The following is a 22384-nucleotide window of genomic DNA, read 5'->3' on the forward strand; positions in this document are numbered from 1 at the left end:
TATTAGTCCGGAGCAATCCGAACGCAGGAAAAATTCAGGAAGAAAAACGGATTAATGGTGACCCGTATTGCCGCCGCGTTTACTTTTTATGAATTCTATCACAAATAAACCACTAACAGCCAGAACGTAGCAGGTTAATACAATACCAATAATGAATGCTGAAGTCATGTTTTTCAGTTTTGCACAAAGGTAAAAAACGTAAAGTATTTTTTCGTACTCCCGGCACAATACTGCATAAAATGTGCATAATTAACGTTGGGGTTAAAATGGTATCATTTTTGACAACTATCTTCGTCACAAAAAAAATTGTCATACATATGAAAAAACTTTTGCTTATAGTAGCTCTTGCATGCGGGTTTTCGGCCCAGGCACAAAAATCGGCGGATCCTGTTGCGCCATTTTTCCCAATCGACGAAACCTCTAAACTGGTTACTTATACCGATGTAATTCAGGTTCCCGGTGTTGCTACCGACTCACTTTATAACGTAGCAATGGCCTGGATGAAAATATTTTATGTAAGTCCGAGTCAGGCTATTAAAAGTCAGAACAAAGAAGAAGGCATTATTGAGATAAAACACCAGTTTCAAATCACCAAAACTGAAAAAGGTCAGGAATTAAAGGCCGGCCAGATTAACTACTATCTAACCTTACAATTTCGCGATGGCCGCTTTAAATACACTATCACAAAAGTAAATCTGCAAGGCCCTTCTTACTTCGGTATTGAAACCTGGATAAACGATGAAAAATATGCTGAAGATGAAACTGTAATTAATTACTTAATTCAGATAGATGAATTTATGCAAAAGCTCATTACCTCGCTTGAAACCGAAGTAAAACCGGCAGCTCCGAAAAAAGAAGAAGACTGGTAAATAACATCTAAACCAAAGTATTTAAAGCCTCCGCAAATTGTGGGGGCTTTTTTATTGATTTTGAGTTTACAAGTCAACAAAGTAAAAAAACAATAAATAAATGATGACAAAAGTCACCATTCGTTTTGAGCATTATCATGGTTAACTTATTGAAATAAACTGACTTTTGAAGCAGAAAATTTAATAAAATGCTTGAGGAAGACCTTCATAGCGGAACAGGACATTATACCACGCCTATGAGTAATAATAAAACCAATGTTAAAAATATGAGAAAAGCAGAAATGCCTTCCCCTCTAATTCATAACATTTTAGTTCCCACCGACTTTTCGGAAAATGCCACTAAAGCCTTACAGTTGGCGGTTGGTATCGCGGAAAAAAATAATGCAGCAGTGCTTATTGTTCATGCCTGCCACATACCATTTACCGATGAGCACATGGCGCCGAATATGATTCAGGAATTAATGGATGCAACAAAATTGCGTGCTGAATTACAAATGGCTGATTATATCAAAGCCAATAAACAGAAATTTAATCAGGTCCCTGTTAATGCTCAGGTAGTAATTGGATTTGCTGCAGAAACAATTCTTGAAGTTGCGCATCACGCAAAAGTAGATATCATCATAATTGGCACCCAGGGTGTAAATGGTATTGAAGATCGTTTGTTTGGTACTGTTACCTGGAATATTATTAAACGTTCAGATATACCTGTAATTGCAATTCCGGAAACAAAATCCGATTTACAATTTAAAAATATTATGATTCCTTTTGAAGGCACAGTTTATGACACCGATATTATTAATTACCTGTTAAAATTTGCAGAAAAATATAATGCGGTTGTTCACGGTGTACATTTTATTCAGGATGCCTCTACTTACAACAAAGGCGTAATTGATAAATTGCAAAATAAATTCAGAAAGGAAATTGATTCAGAAAAATTACAACTCCATTTTCCTGCTGAAAAAAACATTACCGAAGGTATTAAAAAATTTGCAGCCCGCAATCAGGTGGACCTCATTAGTATGGTTACACATAACCATGGTTTATTTTCTACCGTATTTCATATGAGCGTTACCAGAAACATTGCATTGTATGCACAAATTCCATTATTAGCATACAATATGGACCGGGTTCAATTTGATACTGACAACCATTAACTTTTTATATTAAGATAAAAGGTTAATTTTAAGTGAATTATTTCAGGCTAAATAACGTAAAATGAGTATGCAAAACCGAATTCCGACGCCCGACTGCGAGCATTGTAAGAGCAGGGGGAAAAGTCTTTTCCATTTTTGTCATATCGATGAAACAGATTTTATCAACCAAAATAAAACCTGCGCACTCTATAAGAAAGGACAAACAATTTTTCACGAAAATGCTTATGCCTATGGACTCTATTGTCTGAACGCCGGCAAAGTGAAATTATATAAACAGGCACCGGATGGTAAAGAACAAATATTAAAAATAGTAACACCGGGTGATTTTATTGGTTATGGTGCAATGTTATCCTCAAATACTTATGCCGTTAGTGCAGAGGTAATTGAAGATGCTGTTATTTGTTTCGTTCCAAAGGAAACAGTTTTAAAGGTATTTAGAGAAAATAACCGTTTTAGTGAGGGCATGGTGCAGTTACTTACCACTACCATTGACCAAACAGTAGAAAAAATGGCTGATATTGCCTATAAACCGGTTCGTGGCCGTATTGCAGAGGCATTATTGTTGTTGAGCGAATCTTATAAAGACGAAAAAAATCCTGACGGCATTGTTAGTATTACACGAGAAGACCTCGCTTCTTATGTTGGTACGGTAAAAGAAACTGCTATTCGTGTTTTAAAAGATTTGAAAGATGAAGGTTTGATTTCTACAAACAATCACGCTATCACAATTTTAGACGCAAAAGGTTTAACCCGCGTTTGCGAATTATACGATTAGAATTTAACCATCCTAAATAAAAGCCCGACTTGTGTAAACAAGCCGGGCTTTATTATTTTATGAATCGGTTTTTAAAACCAACCTCTTTCATGATGTAAAAACGGCCAAGGAATGGAAATCAGGATGATAATTAAGGCAATGAGCATGTAAGTAAACTGTTTTTTTCCAGCTTCTGTGTCATTTAATGCCTTTTTTGCCTTAGCATACCCAATGTGAATTAAAACCAGCGCTACCAGCATACCTATAGCATGGTCGATGGCAATACTTCTAAACATTGAAATACCCATCTGGTCTTTTAGTTTACCAACTTTGAAATTAGTTTGGGATGCGATAAAAAAGAAATACAAAACTAAACCTCCCAATAGCTGAATGTCAGCTGCAATCATGGTAAACATCCCCATTTTTTTGGTTCCGCCCTCATAGGCTTTTTTGCCTTTTGCAGTTTGATTGCCGTAGTAGATGGCTAAAATCAATAAAATAAGGATTACATAACGCCACCCCGAGTGGGCAGCAATGAGCGCCTTCGATAGGCCCTCCGGCAAGTGAATAGTTGCCTCGTTTGATCCGAACAATAGTACGGACGTGTGTACAAAATCAATCATGTGTGTGCATTTTTGAAATTACGAAAAATTGTTAAAACAGCGAGGAGTAAAACAAAAAACCGGGAAAGTAGTCAGCCTTCCCGGTGTAAAAATATTAATTTCTAAGCAATTGCTTATAGGTCTGGATATTATCCATGAATTTCTGCTGCTGGGCAGGTGTTAAGGCTGCGAGTATATCGTCCTTAAAGTCCTGCTTGCTTTCGCGTAATCCATCTTTGTTTCCACCCTGTTTCATTTCTTTTTTTTCCGTAAAAAACTCACGGATGGCAGCTTCTACCTTCGTAACCTGGTCGGGAGCCAGATTGAGGTCAGCCGTTAACTTGTCGATAAATGCCTTCGCGCGACCGGCACCACCACCGTGGCCACCTTGTCCTTTATTGCCGCTAAATAGTTTTGAAAATAAGCTCATAACAGTTTGTTGTTTGTTCAATAAAGGTAAAGTTATAAAATTAAAATCTGCTTCTCACGGTTACATATACATTTCTACCCGGAGCGCTGATGCCTGAAGCAAACACACGGTAGTTCAAATCCAGAATGTTTTCGCAACCTGCTTGTATTTCGAACATATCGTTTACTTTATAACCGGCTTTCAGGTTTAAGGTATACCAAGAAGGCATACCGTCAACTGTCGCATATTGTTCATTATCTTCTCCCCCAACTATATTGTAATCTTCAATATGCTTCCAACCATTATATAAAGCATTCACTTCAGCATGAATTTTATCTTTTTTGAAGTTGAAAGATGTTTTACCATACATAGGCGGAACATGGTCTAATGGATAAGGTGTTGTATCTGTTTCAACTCTTCCGTAAGTGTAAGTGATATAGGATGATAAAGAGAACAGTTCATTTATTTTGACATCAATTCCTGCATTAAAACCATATAAGTAAGCTGATTCAGTATTCATTACCGTTAATACCTGACTCAGTTCGCCATCGTATAGAATAGAATCTTCACCATCAAAAGTAGAAGGCTGGGTTGAGAAATAATTATTTGCAATGGTATAAAAACCGGTTAATTCCAATTCAATTCTGTCGGCAAAAACTTTTACCAGATTCAAATCGATGTTGTAAGTATATTCCGGTTTAATATCAGGATTAGGAACAACAATTGCGCCGGCACCACTTTCAAATACTTTGGTTAAGTCATCAACGTTTGGTGTTCTGAAACCTGTTGAACCGCTTAATGCAATTTTAGTGCTTGAATTAGGCAGATAAATAAGCCCTATACTTCCTGTTAATGCACCATTGTTTTGTTCAATTTCATCAAATGGAAATGGGAAAAATGTTTTGTCTTCAAATTTTGCTGTAAGCATAGAATAATTATAGCGCAATCCATCGTTTAACACCCATTTTCCATTACTCATTTTAATGTTATGTGAAATATATGCAGCAAAATTGTTCATTTTAGAACCACCGTCAGGATATCTTGTGCTTAGTGGCGTGAATGTTCCATCTTCAATATTTTCAGTTTCTGCAACAGATTGCACATCATTTAAATAAGATTCCAAACCGTAACGAATATCACTGTGTTTAATCGTTTTGCTGAAATCGAAGTTAAATCCGATAACGTTTACATTTTCTGTGCGGTGATTGAGGGAAGTTTTTCCGTAGCGACGGTCGTGACGGCTTTCTTCAATTGCCTGGAAACTGGCAGTTAAATGTGCCATGTCAAACAATTTATTGGCACCGGCATATTTAAATTCATACGCAGCTAATAACCTGTTTTGCGGACCATAATACCACTGTGCATATTTCAAACTGTCGTCGTTTAACGGATCTGTCAGTCTGTCGTAACGCGGAATATCCGTTGATGTTGAATATTGTAAATTAATTAAATGCGAAATTTTTGCACTTTGCTGATATAATATTTTTTCCATCACATCATATTGTGTGTAACCGGAATTAATTTGTTTGCTGTCGTCATCATTGCGAATTAAAGTATCAATACCATTATTCGTTTCAACATAATATGGACGGAAACCAAATTTACCATAATCGCCATTAGCAACTGTTCCTGCTTTTAAATCACCGAAATTTGAATAGCTGAAAGCTGTAAATGAAGCAATTTTTGCGGAAGCAACATTAAAACTTAAATTACCCGAAGGTGAGCTTGCAGCTGTTGCATAACGTAAAAATGCAGAACCGCTGAAAGGCTTTTCACCATCGCTTAATAAATTAGGTGTGATGGTATGAAAATGAATTACACCACCTAATGCATCGCTACCATAAACGGTTGATGAAGGACCGTAAGCAATCTCCAGTTTTTCAATTAAACTTGGATCAAGCGTGATTACATTTTGAAGGTGACCGGCTCGATAAATGGCATTGTTCATACGAACGCCATCTATAACCAATAAAACACGGCTAGCTTCAAAGCCGCGAATAATCGGGCTACCACCACCCTGTTGACTTTTTTGCACCAATACTTTTCCTGATTGTTGCATTAAATCGGCAGTGGTGCCACTATTGGCAAATTGAATAGATTGAAGTTTAATAACGTCAATTTTTTGAGCGACGTCTTTTCGTTTATCGGGGAAACGACTTCCGGAAATTACAACCTCTTCCAGGTCATAATTTGTTTCAGTTTGTGCAAATAATGCACAGGAGTATAAAACACAAATTATTGTGAATATTTTTTTCATAATTAAATTTTTGAATGAATAATAAAATCTTAATCAAAATCTAATTATGCTTCAGGTGGTGGCTGGATGATTTTTTTTGAGGGGGAGAAATAATTATTTGTTTCAAAAGCAACAATTGAAGGCGCTTTTGAGAAAGTTATTGTGAGATTATTATTATCATGCAAACGAAAATCTTTAAGAATTAATTTAACAGATATATTATTAGCAGCATTTTTTTGTGGTTCGTTTTCTGCTTTTAATGCTGCGATATAATTGGCATCTAAATTTTCTTCTTTTTTATCCCAATAGGCCTTAATCAAATAATTTTGTTCTGTTTTTGTAATCTCCACGATATCAAATAACATGTCGTTATAAATAATTTCATGTTTTTCGATAAAAATAAGGTTTGGGTCATTAACTGCAATTATAAGATCTACTAATTCTTCGGCTTCAAAACCATCTTGTTCAATTTTTTCGTATACCAATTCAGCGTGTTGTTTGCTTAAAGCAGTAAAAAGCAAATAGCTGCCCGTTATATTAAACAGGAAGGCAATTAGCACAATTATTGAGATAGATTGTTTCAAAGTTCAAAACCAAAGGTACGAAATTACCTGCTATGGACTGATATTGTTAATTTTAACTTTTCAAAACCCCAAAAATGAAATCATGAAAAAAGTAATTATTTGCTTAGGCCTTTGGTTTGCGGCCTTTCAAACGCAGGCCCAGATAATTGGCGGAAATGGCGAAGGCTTTTCTTACAATTTTTTAAATTCTGACCTTGAACAATTAAAACTACTGGCAACTGTGCAGCCATTTGCCATTCGCTGGCCGGGTGGCGGAGATGCCAAAGTGGCTTTCCCCAATATCAATACCCCCGGGTTGGGCATGAATGCCGATTCCATTAAAAATCTCTATGATGCGTTTCGCGATGGTCAGGGACTGATTAAAGTGGAGGCCATGGAAAAAGACCTCAAAAAAGTGCCTGTCGACAATAACGCTTCCGAAAGTGAATTAATGTCGATTATTAGAACTGCTCATGCAATTCCCGGATTTCAGGTGAGTTATTCGCTGAATGTTTTGCAGGGAAATGTGGAAACCAATTTAACAGCAATTACAACCTTAATTGATTCAGGTGTAAATATTATTGCCGTGGTGGCGGGTAACGAAACTTTTGCGAGTTATAATTATGATTGGGAGCGTTATAAAAATGATTTTGAACCTATTTTAAAAGCGATACAACAAAAATATCCTGACATACCGCGGTTATTATGTGTTGGTCAGGCGATACATCGCAAAACACATATTCAGTGGAATGCTAAATTGTTTGATTATATTAAAAGTACCGGTGATTTTATTTCGGGGGTAGATGTACATTATTATCTATTTGATGAATTAAAAGATGCTAACGCAGCGCATCCCGGAGCAGTGGATATAAAGCGGGGTGAAGCGAATGCTAAATTAGATGCCGCTTTTGCGTTGTATATGCACGACTATCGCACAAAAGATGAGCTCACTGTTTTGGCTGCTTACTTGAAAGCGAATTTACCGGGCAAAATTTATCACTGCACCGAATTTGGAGATAAGGATGCTGAAAATTGGTCGAACACACTTGCGAATGGTGCGCATATATTTTCTACATTTTGTAACAACCGAAATAATTTTGACATTTTATTAATGCATAATTTATTAGGTAATTGGTTTTGGGGTGCGCGCCGACCAATACAAAAATGGGATGGTTTAAATATGGAAGATGGCAAAGCGAATCGTGTTCCTTGGTTTGCATTACAACTTGCAAATGAATTACCAACTGATGCAAAACCTTTGACAAAAGATATTCAATTAAAAGAACCGGGTGTATATTATTTTTATTTCGATTGTGTTGGTGATGCAGCAGAAAAATTTAATTCAAAAATATTTGACGGTAAAAATGTCACCTGCGAAATTCATTATGTAACCGGTGATTTTCCTTACAGCAGTTCCGGTGCAACCGGATTTTGGACCAAAACTTCCGAAAAGTTTTATGAAATAGATGGGATTGATATCGCTACCCAAAAAGGCTTTTTGGAAATTCCTGCGAATGCTTTTGGCTATGTGAGGATTAATGTACCAATGTACTAATGTACCGATGTACCAATGGAACAGCCGATTTTGAATAAGTATTCCATTCGGAGCTATCGTTGGGGCTAATTAAAATTAATGTGCTAATGTGCTGATATGCTAATTAACAGCCGATTTTGAGTAAAAATTTAATTCGGAGCTATCGTTGGTGCTAATTAAAATTGGCACGGACCGGATTTGCTAATGGATCAATAAATTAAACAGCTGATTTTGAGTGAGAATTTCATTCAACCGAAAAATCTCATTAGCTTATTTGCTAATTACACAGTTTCTACCATACCCCACATTTTAGGCTTTGGTTAAAATTTTGGAAATTATTGCGCTGCAATTGGAAATTCGCCGCTTAAAATGTAACTTTATTATATGAAAACCACACTTTCAAACATGAGCCAAAGTGCTAAACAAATTTTATTTCAGATAATAATAATTTGTTTTTCATTTTTTTCTTCCAACAAAATAATGGCGCAGGCCGACACCAAGGACCCTTCATTTGGAGTAATGGGTGTTGTGAAATATGATTTCGATGATGTTATTAGCATAAAAAAAATGTTAATTCAGCCTGATAATAAAATAATTGTAGCCGGTATAAAAGGTGAATTTCCTGAAATTGATTTTATTCTTGCACGTTTTCTTCAAAATGGTTCTATCGATAGTTCATTTGGTGAGGATGGAATAGTTTTGACCAGCTTTACTAATATTGATATATTGACTGATATTGCGTTATTTCCTGACGGAAGTATCATTGCATTAGGTTATATTGAAACAGACCCGACTATAGATGCTGCAATAGCAATGTATGACGAAAATGGTCAGTTAAAAAATAGTTTTGATAGTGACGGACTGCAGACATTGGACTTACTTTACAATGATAAACCAAGGGCTTTAATAATAAATGACGATAATACAGTAACAGTTATAGGTAACTCAGGATTGATTGGAGAGACTGTTTTTTTATATAAAATTAATGCTGATGGAACACCGGTTACAACTTTTGGAACTGATGGATTAGCTTTAACAGAAGACCTCGGATGGGACCCATTTATTATGGATGCTGCGTTGCAAGAGGATGGAAAAATTGTTTTAACAGGTGAAACTGATTTATCCGGTGCATTATTGGTTTTAAGATTTACAACTGCAGGCGTTCTGGACAACACGTTTAACGGTGATGGCATATTTACGTTACCCGGATTGGATGGAATTATTGGCAGATCAGTTTCAATAAGAGATGATGGGAAAATAGTTATTGTTGGTAATGAAGAAACATTATTATCAATCAGATTATTATCAGATGGAACGCCTGACAATACCTTTAGTGATGATGGGATTCAGATAATTGAAACAAGCCTTGATGATTTGCGTTTTACCGAGCATATTATTTTACCTGACAATAGTTTTGTTACTGTCGGAACAGCATATAGTAAATTTCAGCTCGTAGCTATAAATGAAAATGGCACTCCAAATACCAATTTCGATGATGATGGAATTTTGGATGAAACCAGTGAACCCCTATTAACTGAAGCTTATACGATACAACTTCAGGCGGATGGGAAAATTTTGGTCGGCGGTAATTTTGATTCGAGTTTATGTTTAATAAGATATGCTGCATGTTCAGCATATTTTGAATTAACACCTGATGCTGAACCGCATATTTGGACAGCCTTGAATTACAGTTTTGGAGCGCCTGATTTAACTTATTTATGGGATTGGAATGATGGGACATTTTCTGACGCCGCATACCCTTCACACACGTATGCAACAGAAGGATTTTATACCATTTGTTTAACAATTACTGATGCCAATGGATGTACAAGCACTTATTGCGATTCAAGTGTGTATTTATATAAAATGGATGAAGCGGCAACCATGATTACCGTAAATGTAAAATCACCGGTTATTGATGGTATACCAAACGTTATTGAAAATAGTGTAGCTGTTGTTCCCAATCCGTTTAATGATCATTTATCGCTAACCTGGAATAATCCAACATCGGAGGGATTAAATCTATATTTATATGATATGCAAGGCAGGATAATATTAACGCAAACAGTTTATGCGGCATTAAATAATATTCCTGTCAATAATTTATCTACCGGTATTTACTTTCTAAAAATTTCAGGAAAAGGGTTTGAACAAAATATAACGCTAGTTCATCAGGAGGATTAATGTGCTAATGTGCTAATGTGCTGATATGCTAATTAACAGCCGAATTTGAGTATAAATTTAATTCGGAGCTATCGTTGGGGCTAATCAATATTAGCCCGGACGGGAGTTGCTGATGGATCTATTTATTAACAGCCGAATTAATGTACCAATGTGTTAATGTACCGATGTACCAATGGAACAGCCGATTTTGAGAAAGTATTTCATTCGGAGTTATAGTTAGGATTAATCAATATTAAATCAGACGAATTTTCCTAATAAATGTAATAATTAAACAGCCGAAACCGCAAAGTTCACTGAGAAACAGCCCGCGGAGATGCGCGGAGGAATTTTTAGTTGAGATTTTAATGTTAGGTTTTAATGTGCATTTTATGCAAGAAAGTTGAGTTGGAGTAAAATTACTTTGTGTTACTCTGCGTGTATTTTCTCTGTGACCTCAGCAGTTAAAATAGCGAATTCGCTGATTAACTCAAAAATTCCAATCCATCGAAAAACCCCATCAGCTAATTTGCTAATCAACCAATTAGCTAATTAAAGCAGTGACCCCGGGCGGATTCGAACCGCCATCAAAAGAACCGGAATCTTCCATTCTATCCATTGAACTACGGAGCCAAGATTTTCAATTAATCACAAAAGTAATTAAATAATATCGGCTTTAAAATAAGGTCTGTCCTTTAAAAGGCTTACAGTAGTGGCCCCAACAGGAATCCCTACCTAATTTCATTACATTACATTAGTGAGGCAAGCCCGCCTGCCTTGCTGCGCAAGCAGTCGGGCAGGGAACTGTTATCTAGAGTTTAGGAAATCGTTTTAAAGTAGTCCCGAGCAGAATCCCTCCCTAATTTCATTTCATTACATTAGTGAGGCAAGCCCGCCTGCCTTGCTGTCCAAGCAGTCGGGCAGGGAACTGTTATCTAGAGTTTAGGAAATCGTTTTAAAGTAGTCCCGAGCAGAATCGAACTGCTATCTAGAGTTTAGGAAACTCCTATTCTATCCGTTGAACTACGGGACCAAAAAATTCAACTCAAAATTAAATCAAATTTTTCACCTTAAAAATCGTAGTAAGTGCTAAATAAATCGGTTTTGAGGGCGAGCATGAACATGGTTGTTGGAATTACATCACGTTCGTTTTTATAATTGCGGATAAATATTTGTCCTTCGATATTCAAATTAATAGATGGATTTAATAAATATCCTGCCCTTAAATCGGTGCTTTTTATGGTTGTTTTTAAGCCTTGTCCGATGTAATTTCCATAAGAATCTGGGAAGCCGGGAATTAAAAAATCGGATGTAAAAATATCACCCCCATTGTGTTCTGAATTATTGGCATCGAGGCCTTTTACGGCGGATTGTATTTTTGCTTCCAGATAAAATCTTTCGAAAAAACGATAATTCGCAATAAAAATAAATTCTCTGAAATTAGCACCTAATGGATGTGCAAGTGGCTGATTATAATGCGCATAATTTTGTACCGGTTCTTTACTTGCATAAGTATAAGGATTGGCCTGATTCATTTCAGCCTGAATCATTAAATGTTTTACTTTAAATGGTTCAAACAATTTAAAGCCGGCCTGAATACCAAATTTATTCCGGTAATAGCCATCACCCGCTCGCGCCGCGGCAACGTCTAAGTCGTCCATTATAAACTGACCATAAATAATCAATTTATCTAAAGGCGTAAATTTAATATTAGCACCAATTACAGCATTATCCGGTGAGCCTAATCCGAATTCAATTGGTCGGAAAAATATAATCGGATTAATATAATTTACATCAAACCCACGATAACGTGTTGTATCGTTTGCAGGCCAGATAATACCTTCGAACAAACCTACCTGTACCCACGGAAAAACATCCCAACTTAAATAATGAAAGGAGCCGAATTTACGTGTAACACCAACTACTGAATCAACAGTGCCATTATAGGCATCATCAAATTCAGTATATAAATTCATGTATTTAATTTTCCAAACGGAAGTTGTTATTTTGAAAAAAGGATAATACAATGCATTATCACTTAATAACATACTGCGATATCCATCTCCTAAAAAATTTTTATCATGACCTAATTGAAAATTAAAATGTTTTGAAGCGTTGTAAGAAACATAACCGGTTGAATTTGCAAAGTCGTAAGCACTGCCTTTAAAATTACGCACCTTTCCCTGACCCGGAACAACATTATATTCTTTAATAAATGCCGAAACATAATCAGGATAATCGCCTTGATTTTCGCGCAGCGTAATATTAAAACTCACATTTCTTTTTTCACCGATATCGCCACTTAATGAAATACCACGCGTATTTGTCCAAACACCTTCTCCCCCATTTTCAATATTTAATCCGCCGGCAAAATTCACCAAAGGGTCAATGCGCAAATGAAATTCGGTTTGCTGAACGCCGACAATTGTATCATAAGCAGTCCAGTTCCAGAGTTTGCTGAAAAAACCATCGCCGCTAACTTTTTGTAAATGAAATACACTATCATAGGTAACAATGGAATCCATATCACTAATCCTGTAAGGACGGATAGAAGTGTGAAAGCCGCTTCCCTGCTCATTTAAAGCCGGTTCGTACCAATTATAAATGTTTCTGTTGAGGGGTAAATAATTTTGTTGTGCCGATACTGCAAGCGAGAGGCAACAAAGTAGTGTGAGTAGTTTAAACCGCATTTTCATTTCCTTTAAGCATACTCCAAACTGTGAGAAACACGATTTTAACATCCAGCCAGAAGCTCCAGTTTTCAAGATACCAAAGGTCGTACTGAACCCGTTTTTCCATCATAACAGGATCGGTAGTATCACCTCTGTATCCATTTGCCTGAGCCGCACCTGTAATACCCGGTTTCACAAAATGGCGCACCATAAAGTTATTCACGATTTTTGAATATTCTTCAGTATGTTTCAACATATGTGGACGAGGACCTACCACACTCATATCACCAAGTAAAACATTGATGAATTGTGGCAGCTCATCTAAATTAGATTTGCGTAAAAAAGCACCCACTCTGGTAATCCTTGCATCTCCCACCGTTGCCTGTTTGGTATCGGCTTCGGCATTTACTTTCATGGAGCGGAATTTATAACACCAAAACTCTTCATTACCTTCTCCACTACGTTTTTGAATAAAAAATACAGGGCCCGGAGATGATAATTTTACTAAAAGTCCAATCAGCGGGAATAACCACCATCCGATTAAAATGAAAAACAACATGGAAAAAAAGATATCAAAAACGCGCTTTTGTAAACGGTTGTAGATATTATCCAGTGGTTCGGGGCGGATACTTAATATTGGCGTATTGCCGTAATATTCGATGTTAACTTTTTTAAATTGTTTGCTGATATAATTCGAAAATTCAGGGACAATGCGGAAACGAATTAATTTATCGTTACTGAATTCCATCAAATCATCAACATAGTTGGTCATATCTGAGGGCTGCAGCGCAAAATAAATTTCATCAATATTATTTTCTGTGCAATAGGCTTTTACTTCATGTAAGCTGCCCGTAACCTCTGCCATTGATGTTTCAGGATCGTCGAAGTAACCCATAAAACGATAACCAAATTCGTTGTGTTCCTGTATTTCTTTCACAAACTGGAGTGAAGCATTGGTGGTACCAACCACAATAATGCGACGGTAATTTCCTCCTCTTGCACGATAACGTTTAAGGTAGGTTTCAAAACCAATTCTCCAGGCTAAATCAAGCACCGTGAAGAAACTATAAGTAAATGCCAGTTGAGAACGTGAAAACTGGTATCCTTTGATCAAAAAGAGGTAGGTAAATGTTAGCAGAGCCTGAAAGGCCAACACTTTTACAAAACGGAAAACAAGGTGTTCGTAGCCGGTGCGGCGTTCGCGTTCGGTTTTGTAGTAGTTGAACACGCTGGTAACCAAAAACCATATCAGGTTGACAGCTATCAGCAACATGGCAAACTTCCTGTCGCTGGTAACCTTTGAGATACGGTCAAAACTGATGAGCATCGCCAGCAAAAACGATATGTTCAGCAGAAGAATATCTACCAAAAAGTAAACGAGTTCGAGAAACTGGGAATATCTTCTTACCATTGTTCTACAGGATCAACCGATTATCAGACGTTAACTATTGTTAATAGGTTGCGCTACAATCGACAAAAAAATGAGGTTTTTATTACAAAACCTGCGCAAAATTAGCCAATAAGATGTTAAGAAGATAACTGATATTAACAAAAATGATATATTCTTAAACCAGCGTTTCCGAAAACTTAATAAGTGAGGGTAACAATATATCTGCCGCTGGTTTAGGCTTATCGCCAATTAACACGGTAATCATGCCCAGATTTTTCCCGAATTCCATATCGCTGCCGGAGTCGCCGACAATGATGGACTTGGAAAAATCGATTTCGGGGAACAGGTTTTTCGCGTCGAAAGCCATACCGGGCTTAGGTTTGCGGTGGGTGGAGCCTTCGTCGGTGATGTCAGGGCAATAAAAAATGGCGTCAATGCGTCCGCCGGCTTGTTCAACCTCATCCATTAGTTGCATGTGGATTTCATGTAAATCGGTTTCCGACATCAAACCTCTGCCCACGCCGCGCTGATTGGTTACAATTACAATTCTTCCGAATTTTTGCGCACAAATGGCAAGTGCTTCTTTTACACCGGGTAAAAATTCAAATTGTTCCCAGTTTCGCACGTAGTCGTGGTCGATTTTACGGTTTAATACCCCATCTCTGTCGAGAAACAAAGTCCAGGTATGATCAACAGGTAATTGGATAGCTGCCATGCGTAATTATTTGCCGATAAAATCGTGTTGAGCGCGCGAAAAATCTTCGGGAATTCCAATGTCGATAAAATATCCTTCTGAAATTAATCCGTAAATTTTTCTGTTGACAATTTCTTTTTCCAGAATTTCTTTTTCGAAAGAAAATACTTCCGGTAAAGCAGGATGAAAAATCTGTTTATTTAAACAATATACTCCACCGTTAATGAGGCCTTCGTCCAGATATTTTTTTTCAAGAAATCCGGTTATTCTGCCCTCTGCGCCTAACTCAACTGTGCCATAACGGTCAAATTTTTCCATACGTTTTAATGCTACGGTTAATAAGGCATTATTCGATTGATGAAAAGCAGATAATTCCACTAAATCCACATCAAAAAATGTATCGCCATTAATTACAAATGCATTATCGGATTTTACATATTTACATGCATGTAAAATACCACCACCGGTTCCAAGTGGATTTTCTTCGATGGCGTAAGTAATTTTTAAGTTGTGATAAGTATCGCCGAAATGTGCAATAATTGTTTCGCGTAAATACCCGACAGCGAGCACTACGTGTTCCACTTTATGTGCAATTAAATAATCGAGAATGTATTGCAGAAAAGGTTTTCCGGCAACGGGCGCCATTGGTTTAGGTACTTCTGAAACAACTTTTTGCAAACGTGTTCCAAAACCACCTGCTAATACAATTGCTTCACGTATCATGGACGCTCAAATAATTCTGCTTCCACTAATTCGCAGATAATATGTCCGAGCATAATATGACTTTCCTGAATACGAGGTGTATCGTTTGATGGCACGTTAATGAGATAATCGCAATTATCTTTCATTTTTCCACCTGAAGCACCGGTCATTGCAACAATTACCATTCCGCGTTCGCGGGCAACATCAAATGCTTTCAATATATTTTCAGAATTTCCTGATGTAGAAATACCGATAATAAAATCACCTTTGCGGCCTTTTGCTTTTAATACGCGAGAAAAAATCTGGTCGTAACCATAATCGTTTCCAACTGCAGTTACGTACGATGAATTTACGTGTAATGCTTCTGCATCCAGTGGCGGACGATCGAAATAAAAACGACCTGAAAATTCAGCAGCTAAATGTTGTGCATCAGCAGCACTTCCGCCGTTTCCACAGAATAATACTTTTTTATCCTGACGAAAAGCTTCTGCAATTTTAGCTGCAATTTCTTCGCATTTAGCAATCATTTCAGGGTTATTTAAAATTTCATTTTTTACCCTGATACTTTCGGCAATTACGCCTTTAATTTGTTCTATTTTGCTTCCCATGATGTTAGTCCGTAGTTTGAAAATTCAATATTATGTACTTCACCACCAAATGTGTTGAGTACTTCAATTACTTTATATCTTGTATTACCCGGGCAGTAGAAGGTCATAAAACCTCCTCCACCTGCACCTGAAATTTTACCACCTGTTGCGCCTGCTTTCATGGCACTGGAATAAATATTATCAATAATATCGTTGGTAACGCCGCTGGCAGTTGCTTTTTTGTTTTTCCAGCCATAATCCAGAATATCACCAATACGACTCAGTTCGCCTTTTAAAATGGCTTCTTTCATCATATAGGCCTGTTCCTTTAAATTATGCATCGCCTCAATCGATTTATCCGATTTTTTGGTAACGTTGTCCGATTGTGCTTCAATAATGGTAGAAGATAAACGGCTGGTGCCGGTGTAATACATTACGATGTTAAACGATAATTCCTGTAAATATTCAGGGCGAATGCGCAATGGGTTTACAATAACTTTATCTTCTTTATAAAACTCCATAAAATTCCAACCGCCGAAGGTTGCAGCGTATTGGTCCTGCTTACCACCGGCCATTGCCAGGTCTTTGCGTTCAATGTCGTAAGCCAGGTGGGCGATATCATATTCACCCAATGGCAAACCCAGCCATTCGGTAAAAGCACCAACAATAGCTACAACTAAGGTTGATGAAGAACCCAAACCTGAGCCCGGAGGCGCATCAACGTAGGTGTTGAGTTCAAAAGATAAGGGTGCATTATGATTAAAATCTTTTACGATACGGTTGTAAACACCTTTTAAGAGGTCGAGTTTGCCGTCGATAGCCAGTTTACTTTCAGAATCGAGTTCGATACACTCATTGCGGTCGCGGGCGTTTAAAATAATTTTGTTATCGCGACGCGGCATAATGGTAGCATAGGCGTATTTGTTGATGGTAGCATTCAGGATGCAGCCACCGTAAATATCGCTGTACGGCCCCACATCTGTTCCGCCGCCTGCCAGGCCAATTCGCAAAGGTGCTTTACTTCTTATTATCATTAGTTAGTTAGGTTAAAGGGTTAACGCACACAAATCGGCTGCAAAGTTCCGTAAAAACTATGAAAAATCCATGATTTAGGGATTTTTAGATATGTGAACTTTTGGGTAGATAGCAGAAAGTGCCATTAGGTTGCTTTCAGGTTAACCTAAAACAAATGAACAAAAAGGCACCTATTTTATTAAAATGAACTTTATAAATCATATATGTAAACAAATGTAATTGCGTTGAATTACTGCTGCTACAAATACATTTTTGTCTATTTTTAAAAGATTTTTCGAAATGGTTATAAAAATTTATTTTGTTTGTATACTATCTGCTCTGTTGTTCCAAACCGGAATTGCACAGATAAATATTGATTCACTCACTAAAATAATCAGCACCTCAAATGATACTTTGGAGCTGATGAAAACTTATAGCGATTATGGTTACCAAATGTATCGATCAGATGCTGATACGGCGATTTATTTTGCAAACAAGGCTTTAACAATTGCTTTAAATAAAAATAACGATAAAGAAATAGGCTCCAATTACAATTTGCTGGGTTTAGCTTATCAAACAAAAGGGTTATATAATTTATCGCTGAGTTATTTTGATAATGCTGCAACGATACAAAAAAACGATAAACTTAATCTGGCAAAAACATTACATAATAAGGCTCTGGTTTATCGTTCGATGAACAACAATAATGAGGCATTAAAAAATGATTTGGCTGCAATGAAAATTGCTGAACAACAATCTGATTCCGTTATAATTGGTGTTGTATATCAAACCTTGTGTAATATTTACCGTGATTTGGGCGATTATGCATTGGCTGAAACTTATATACTAAAATCGATACGTATTTTTGAAACACCCCTAAAAACCGGACTCGACAACCGTTTATCGATGCTTGCCAATGCCTATTCCAATTACGGCAATATGTTACAGGCTGCAGGGCGACTGGATGAAGCGATAATTCAGCAGCGCAAGGCGATTAATATTCACAATACTTCCGGCGATCTTTTTAATCAGGGAATCGCGTATGAAAATTTAGGTAATATTTATTTACAGCTTGATCAATTTGATGATGCATTGGCTCAGTATGAAAAGGCAAAAGAAATTATGCAGCAGCTCAATTCAGCCACTGATGTGGGTTATGAATTGATGAATATAGCGGATGTGTATCTGGCAAGAGGTAATTATGCGACGGCAATTACCAATTTAGATTCTGCATTACAAATTTTTACGGCTAATAAAGCTGATTCTTATCGCAGGGATGTATATAGTAAAAAATACAAAATTTATGATGCACAGAACAATCCTGCAGCAGCACTTAAATTTTATAAATTATTTAATAACCTGAACGACAGTTTAAATTCCGAATCAAAAAAGAGTGAACTTTTGCGCTTGAAGGAAGAATTTGAGTCCACACAAAAAGAAAAGGAAATAGCCTTCTTAAAAACTGACAATGCATTAAAAGAAAAGGAGAAACAATTACAAATTGTATTCAGAAATATTGCCATTGCCATTATTTTATTTATTCTGCTGATAGGATTTTTATTAATTAACCGCTATCGTATAAAGCAACAGTTAAAACAACTGGAATTACGCAACAAAATTGCCAGCGATTTACATGATGATATTGGTTCTACGCTAAGCAGCATTAGTATGTATTGTGAAATTATTAAAACCCAATTACATGAAAAAAGTCCTGAATCTACGCTCCTTTTAGAAAAAATGCGGACCAATTCGGTTGAAATGATTGAAAACATGAGTGATATTGTGTGGGCGCTTAAACCCGCAAATGATGTATTCAATAAAATTGAAAACCGTATGTATAATTATGCAACCGAAGTAACCACCTTGCATAATATAAAATTAGTAATGAACCGGAATGCGGCCTTAGAAAATGTTAAAATACCCATGGAACAGAGAAGAGATTTATATTTAATTTTTAAGGAGGTGTTAAACAATAGCATTAAATATTCAAAATGTTCCACCATAATCATCAACTTTGGTATAGCACCTAAAATATTAAAAATGGAAATTATTGATGATGGTATTGGGTTCGACGCAGCTGCGCAGTTACAACTAAATGATAATACTACCAATTTAGGTGGCAACGGATTAAAAAATATTATGCTGCGTGCCAAACGAAATGCCGCGACGTTAAACTTTATTCCTGCAACTGAAAAAGGCACACATGTAATATTAGAAATGCCTATTGCTTAATAGTTAAACTTTTACAGCCCATCGCAATTTTGCCGATTTTGCTCGCGGGTTATCATTACATTCTTTCGCAGATGGTCGTATCGGTTCGTTGGCAATTTCGCTGAATATGCCGTCTCTGAATAATGCCTGAAACGCTTTTTTCACACGACGGTCTTCACCGGAATGGAAGGTTAAAATAGCCACTCTCCCTCCCGGTTTTAAAGCATCCGGAATTTTAGATAAAAATTTATCCAGCACACCAAATTCATCATTTACTTCAATACGTAAAGCCTGAAAACAGCGCTGACAGGTTTTTTTAATTTCTTCTTTAGATAATTTTTTGGGTAAGGTATCCAGTGAAGTACTAATACAATTTTTTAAATGCGTTGTTGTTAAAATAGTTCCGCCTTTTTTTATTGTTGAGATGATATTTTTTGCAATAATTTCTGCATTAGGTTCATCTGCATTGGAAATAAAAATAGCTGTTAATTCATCTACGGTACAATTTTTCAAAAATGCTGCAGCCGATTTTCCGGAATGTGGATTTAAACGCAAATCGAGCGGACCGTCAACTTTAAATGAGAAGCCGCGGTCGGGATTATCAATTTGCATGGATGACACACCTAAATCTGCCAAAATAAAATTAAATAAACCTGCTTCAGCAACAATTTGATCGATGCCTGCAAAATTCATTTTACGAATAGATATTTCCGATTCACCATAACCAAAACCAGCCAGCCGATCACGGGTGCGGGGCAATTCAAATGGGTCGACATCGGTAGCAAATAAATGGCCGCCGGGTGATAAACGTTTTAATAATTCGAGGCTATGGCCGCCATAACCCAATGTAGCATCCAAACCAATTTGTCCGGGTTCAATTTGTAGCACTTCCATTATTTCATCTACACAAATGGAACGATGCATACCTGCAGGTGTTTTTCCCTGAGCCAAAATTTTAGCAACATCTTCCGCATATTGCTCCGGATTATGCTCCTTATATTTTTCTTTAAAAGATTTCGGATGTGTACCATTATACCGAACCCTACGCACATGTTTTGGTTCCTGCTCGTCCATTATGCAAAAATGGGTGGGTTATGTTTTTTTAAGTTTACTTGAGTCTTTTTTATTAGTGGTTTAATTTATTCTCATGTGGTAGCTTTGAGTCTAGTGTGTTGTTTATTCGGTAATGGAAAAGATGAAGTTAAGTAGTTAAAAAATTAGGTTCAAGTGTTCTTTTCGTTAAGTCCGTTAATATTTGTCCAGATTTCTTAAGTTATAAGTGTGGTATGGATTGAAGCTTGGGGCAATGATAAAGTGATTTAAGCAAGTGATGAGTGTCGAGCAATTTTCGAGGGTTATTTGAAGAAGTACAGTCAGAACCGCAAGCGACTTAATGAGGTCAGGCTTGTGCTGTGCGCAGACCATTGTATTTCTTTTTAAATTTTTAATATTTGCTTTATAATTTTTAACTTTCGGTTTGGTGGGTGATGTTGTTTTGGGATAAGTTAAATGTGTTTTGCATTTTATTTTTTGGGTAGTTTGTGTTTGTTGTATTGAGGTATTTTTCAAAGTTTTTCAAGTGTCTTTTGTGTGTAAGTGATTAGGAGAATATTGTTAGAAATGTGTGGAATTATTGTGAGAGGAGGGTGGCTGAATGTGGGGGGGTGATCTTTGAATGTAGTTTTATAAATAACTTCACTTAACAGAATAAAAAATTGGGCCTTCAGCATAAAATAACTCAGGAGTCCTGTTCTCCGTCCTCGAACTGTAATTTCTTTTAGACCATATTAGGCTTCCTCTGAACGTGTAATGCCAAGAGCGACTCCCACGAAGGTCTCCACAAAGTTTCCTTCAAAATTTTTTAACTGGGCAATACTTCCACCAAGTCTTTTCCCATAATTATACAATTAATCAGCATTTTTTATTGACTTCCATCAGAGCTGTCGGCATATACTTATTCCACAGTTTCACTACAAAACATTTATCTGTTCCAGACAAGCACGTTATTGAAGTCATAGTGTAAGTGCTAAAATTACTTGGAAGTGATGAAATTTGCAATATAATCACCACTCCCCCTAAATTCTTGAGCCATTGAATTTCAGATACTTGAGCTACCAATGGGTATCCAGAATAGAAATAATATCAAAAATTTAGACCTTGTCATTCCCAATTCATTTAACCAATTTTAAATTTATAAAACTAATTATTAACTCCACCAGCATTATGCAAAAATAAGAAATGGCAACATGCTTTACAGGTTGCCATTTAAACAATAATTTATCGATTATTTATCAATGTTCAATCTTCAAATTTTCATCCAGCCACTCGTCGAGTTTTCCGTCTTCGTCGGCTTTGATGAGTTTTTCCATTTTTTTGTCTTTGGTGATTCCTTTTCCGCTTTTATATACGGCGATTAAATCGCGCAATGCGGCTTTGTGTTTTTCGCGCATATTATCCACCTTTCCATTTTCCAATACATAACGAGCGTTGGAAGCTATAAAAATGACAACTATGTCGGGATTTTTTGTATCGAAATCGAGAATTATTTCATTTAATTCAACGGTTACTGTCGGACTTCCGTTTATCCATTTTACAACGAAGGCTGTAACTTCTTTACGTTTTTTGTCCTGTTCGTTGAGGGGGGTATTTACCAGCCATTTAGCTGCGGCGATAATGTCAGCATCATATTTATCGTAATCGGCAGCTTCTTCGAATTTGTAATTGGCGGGAACATTAAAATCTTGTGCCAGTAAGGGAGCGGCGTTAAATGCGCATAAAAATAAGGTAATGAAAAGTGTTGTTTTCATGATGTTGTTTTATTTGTTTAAGTAAA

General features: G+C 36.7%; 18 protein-coding genes and 2 tRNA genes. 6 read left to right on the forward strand and 14 right to left on the reverse strand.

Annotation, left to right across the window (positions count from 1 at the left end; translation table 11 throughout):
* Positions 1-317: 317 nt before the first annotated feature.
* From IPI65_01350 to IPI65_01360, 3 genes are all read left to right on the forward strand, one after another.
* Positions 318-869 (forward strand): DUF4468 domain-containing protein, encoded by a 552-nt coding sequence (locus tag IPI65_01350; GenBank protein MBK7440207.1) that lies wholly within the window; start codon positions 318-320, stop codon positions 867-869.
* Between the two features lie 188 nt (positions 870-1057).
* Positions 1058-2023 (forward strand): universal stress protein, encoded by a 966-nt coding sequence (locus IPI65_01355; GenBank protein ID MBK7440208.1) that lies wholly within the window; start codon positions 1058-1060, stop codon positions 2021-2023.
* Between the two features lie 67 nt (positions 2024-2090).
* On the forward strand, positions 2091-2798 hold the full coding sequence (locus IPI65_01360; protein MBK7440209.1) for a Crp/Fnr family transcriptional regulator: 708 nt from the start codon (positions 2091-2093) through the stop codon (positions 2796-2798).
* A 71-nt stretch (positions 2799-2869) separates the two neighbouring features.
* Here IPI65_01360 and IPI65_01365 read toward each other — a convergent pair whose 3' ends face one another.
* The 4 genes from IPI65_01365 to IPI65_01380 all read right to left on the reverse strand — a co-directional run bounded on the left by IPI65_01365 (position 2870) and on the right by IPI65_01380 (position 6608).
* Positions 2870-3400, reverse strand: coding sequence for a cytochrome B (locus IPI65_01365; GenBank protein ID MBK7440210.1), 531 nt, complete (start codon positions 3398-3400; stop codon positions 2870-2872).
* Positions 3401-3494: 94 nt separating this feature from the next.
* A complete protein-coding gene (locus IPI65_01370) occupies positions 3495-3830 on the reverse strand; it encodes a hypothetical protein (GenBank protein MBK7440211.1) in 336 nt (111 codons plus the stop codon).
* 19 nt (positions 3831-3849) lie between these two features.
* Complete coding sequence (locus IPI65_01375) at positions 3850-6045, reverse strand: TonB-dependent receptor (GenBank protein ID MBK7440212.1); 2196 nt, start codon at positions 6043-6045, stop codon at positions 3850-3852.
* A 44-nt stretch (positions 6046-6089) separates the two neighbouring features.
* Complete coding sequence (locus IPI65_01380) at positions 6090-6608, reverse strand: hypothetical protein (protein MBK7440213.1); 519 nt, start codon at positions 6606-6608, stop codon at positions 6090-6092.
* 82 nt (positions 6609-6690) lie between these two features.
* Between IPI65_01380 and IPI65_01385 the strand changes: the two genes are divergently transcribed.
* A complete protein-coding gene (locus tag IPI65_01385; GenBank protein MBK7440214.1) occupies positions 6691-8142 on the forward strand; it encodes a hypothetical protein in 1452 nt (483 codons plus the stop codon).
* A gap of 363 nt (positions 8143-8505) precedes the next feature.
* On the forward strand, positions 8506-10305 hold the full coding sequence (locus tag IPI65_01390) for a T9SS type A sorting domain-containing protein (GenBank protein ID MBK7440215.1): 1800 nt from the start codon (positions 8506-8508) through the stop codon (positions 10303-10305).
* Between the two features lie 537 nt (positions 10306-10842).
* Here the strand turns inward: IPI65_01390 and IPI65_01395 are convergent.
* From IPI65_01395 to IPI65_01430, 8 genes are all read right to left on the reverse strand, one after another.
* Positions 10843-10914, reverse strand: a tRNA-Arg gene (locus tag IPI65_01395).
* A gap of 328 nt (positions 10915-11242) precedes the next feature.
* Positions 11243-11314 (reverse strand) — tRNA-Arg (locus tag IPI65_01400).
* A 37-nt stretch (positions 11315-11351) separates the two neighbouring features.
* Positions 11352-12971 (reverse strand): hypothetical protein, encoded by a 1620-nt coding sequence (locus tag IPI65_01405; protein ID MBK7440216.1) that lies wholly within the window; start codon positions 12969-12971, stop codon positions 11352-11354.
* Positions 12961-14364 carry an undecaprenyl-phosphate glucose phosphotransferase gene (locus tag IPI65_01410; protein ID MBK7440217.1) on the reverse strand — a complete coding sequence of 468 codons (1404 nt, stop codon included), beginning with the start codon at positions 14362-14364 and terminating at the stop codon, positions 12961-12963. Before IPI65_01410 ends, IPI65_01405 begins: the two co-directional genes overlap by 11 nt.
* A 154-nt stretch (positions 14365-14518) precedes the next feature.
* Positions 14519-15058 (reverse strand): HAD family hydrolase, encoded by a 540-nt coding sequence (locus IPI65_01415; protein ID MBK7440218.1) that lies wholly within the window; start codon positions 15056-15058, stop codon positions 14519-14521.
* A gap of 6 nt (positions 15059-15064) precedes the next feature.
* The gene (locus IPI65_01420; protein MBK7440219.1) at positions 15065-15760 is read right to left on the reverse strand and encodes a nucleotidyltransferase family protein; all 696 of its coding nucleotides are present in this window, start codon (positions 15758-15760) and stop codon (positions 15065-15067) included.
* Positions 15757-16347 (reverse strand): D-sedoheptulose 7-phosphate isomerase, encoded by a 591-nt coding sequence (locus tag IPI65_01425; protein ID MBK7440220.1) that lies wholly within the window; start codon positions 16345-16347, stop codon positions 15757-15759. Before IPI65_01425 ends, IPI65_01420 begins: the two co-directional genes overlap by 4 nt.
* A complete protein-coding gene (locus IPI65_01430; protein ID MBK7440221.1) occupies positions 16332-17360 on the reverse strand; it encodes a dehydrogenase in 1029 nt (342 codons plus the stop codon). The genes IPI65_01425 and IPI65_01430 overlap by 16 nt, the downstream gene beginning before the upstream one ends.
* A 280-nt stretch (positions 17361-17640) precedes the next feature.
* Between IPI65_01430 and IPI65_01435 the strand changes: the two genes are divergently transcribed.
* Entirely contained in the window at positions 17641-19572 is a 1932-nt protein-coding gene (locus tag IPI65_01435; GenBank protein MBK7440222.1) for a tetratricopeptide repeat protein, read from the forward strand.
* Positions 19573-19575: 3 nt separating this feature from the next.
* Here the strand turns inward: IPI65_01435 and rsmH are convergent, their stop codons facing one another.
* Positions 19576-20625: a 16S rRNA (cytosine(1402)-N(4))-methyltransferase RsmH gene (gene rsmH, locus IPI65_01440; GenBank protein ID MBK7440223.1), complete on the reverse strand. Its 1050-nt coding sequence runs from the start codon at positions 20623-20625 to the stop codon at positions 19576-19578.
* Positions 20626-21842: 1217 nt separating this feature from the next.
* Positions 21843-22358 (reverse strand): hypothetical protein, encoded by a 516-nt coding sequence (locus tag IPI65_01445; GenBank protein MBK7440224.1) that lies wholly within the window; start codon positions 22356-22358, stop codon positions 21843-21845.
* Positions 22359-22384: the final 26 nt, after the last annotated feature.

This window comes from Bacteroidota bacterium (assembly GCA_016706255.1).
Taxonomy (GTDB): domain Bacteria; phylum Bacteroidota; class Bacteroidia; order Chitinophagales; family BACL12; genus UBA7236.

What these genes read in the sequence shown, in the direction of transcription:
- IPI65_01350 (MBK7440207.1), top strand. Translation starts at nt 318, where the DNA reads ATGAAAAAACTTTTGCTTATAGTAGCTCTTGCATGCGGGTTTTCGGCC.
- IPI65_01355 (MBK7440208.1), top strand. Translation starts at nt 1,058, where the DNA reads ATGCTTGAGGAAGACCTTCATAGCGGAACAGGACATTATACCACGCCT.
- IPI65_01360 (MBK7440209.1), top strand. Translation starts at nt 2,091, where the DNA reads ATGCAAAACCGAATTCCGACGCCCGACTGCGAGCATTGTAAGAGCAGG.
- IPI65_01365 (MBK7440210.1), bottom strand. Translation starts at nt 3,400, where the DNA reads ATGATTGATTTTGTACACACGTCCGTACTATTGTTCGGATCAAACGAG.
- IPI65_01375 (MBK7440212.1), bottom strand. Translation starts at nt 6,045, where the DNA reads ATGAAAAAAATATTCACAATAATTTGTGTTTTATACTCCTGTGCATTA.
- IPI65_01385 (MBK7440214.1), top strand. Translation starts at nt 6,691, where the DNA reads ATGAAAAAAGTAATTATTTGCTTAGGCCTTTGGTTTGCGGCCTTTCAA.
- IPI65_01390 (MBK7440215.1), top strand. Translation starts at nt 8,506, where the DNA reads ATGAAAACCACACTTTCAAACATGAGCCAAAGTGCTAAACAAATTTTA.
- IPI65_01405 (MBK7440216.1), bottom strand. Translation starts at nt 12,971, where the DNA reads ATGCGGTTTAAACTACTCACACTACTTTGTTGCCTCTCGCTTGCAGTA.
- IPI65_01410 (MBK7440217.1), bottom strand. Translation starts at nt 14,364, where the DNA reads ATGGTAAGAAGATATTCCCAGTTTCTCGAACTCGTTTACTTTTTGGTA.
- IPI65_01415 (MBK7440218.1), bottom strand. Translation starts at nt 15,058, where the DNA reads ATGGCAGCTATCCAATTACCTGTTGATCATACCTGGACTTTGTTTCTC.
- IPI65_01420 (MBK7440219.1), bottom strand. Translation starts at nt 15,760, where the DNA reads ATGATACGTGAAGCAATTGTATTAGCAGGTGGTTTTGGAACACGTTTG.
- IPI65_01425 (MBK7440220.1), bottom strand. Translation starts at nt 16,347, where the DNA reads ATGGGAAGCAAAATAGAACAAATTAAAGGCGTAATTGCCGAAAGTATC.
- IPI65_01430 (MBK7440221.1), bottom strand. Translation starts at nt 17,360, where the DNA reads ATGATAATAAGAAGTAAAGCACCTTTGCGAATTGGCCTGGCAGGCGGC.
- IPI65_01435 (MBK7440222.1), top strand. Translation starts at nt 17,641, where the DNA reads ATGGTTATAAAAATTTATTTTGTTTGTATACTATCTGCTCTGTTGTTC.
- rsmH (MBK7440223.1), bottom strand. Translation starts at nt 20,625, where the DNA reads ATGGACGAGCAGGAACCAAAACATGTGCGTAGGGTTCGGTATAATGGT.
- IPI65_01445 (MBK7440224.1), bottom strand. Translation starts at nt 22,358, where the DNA reads ATGAAAACAACACTTTTCATTACCTTATTTTTATGCGCATTTAACGCC.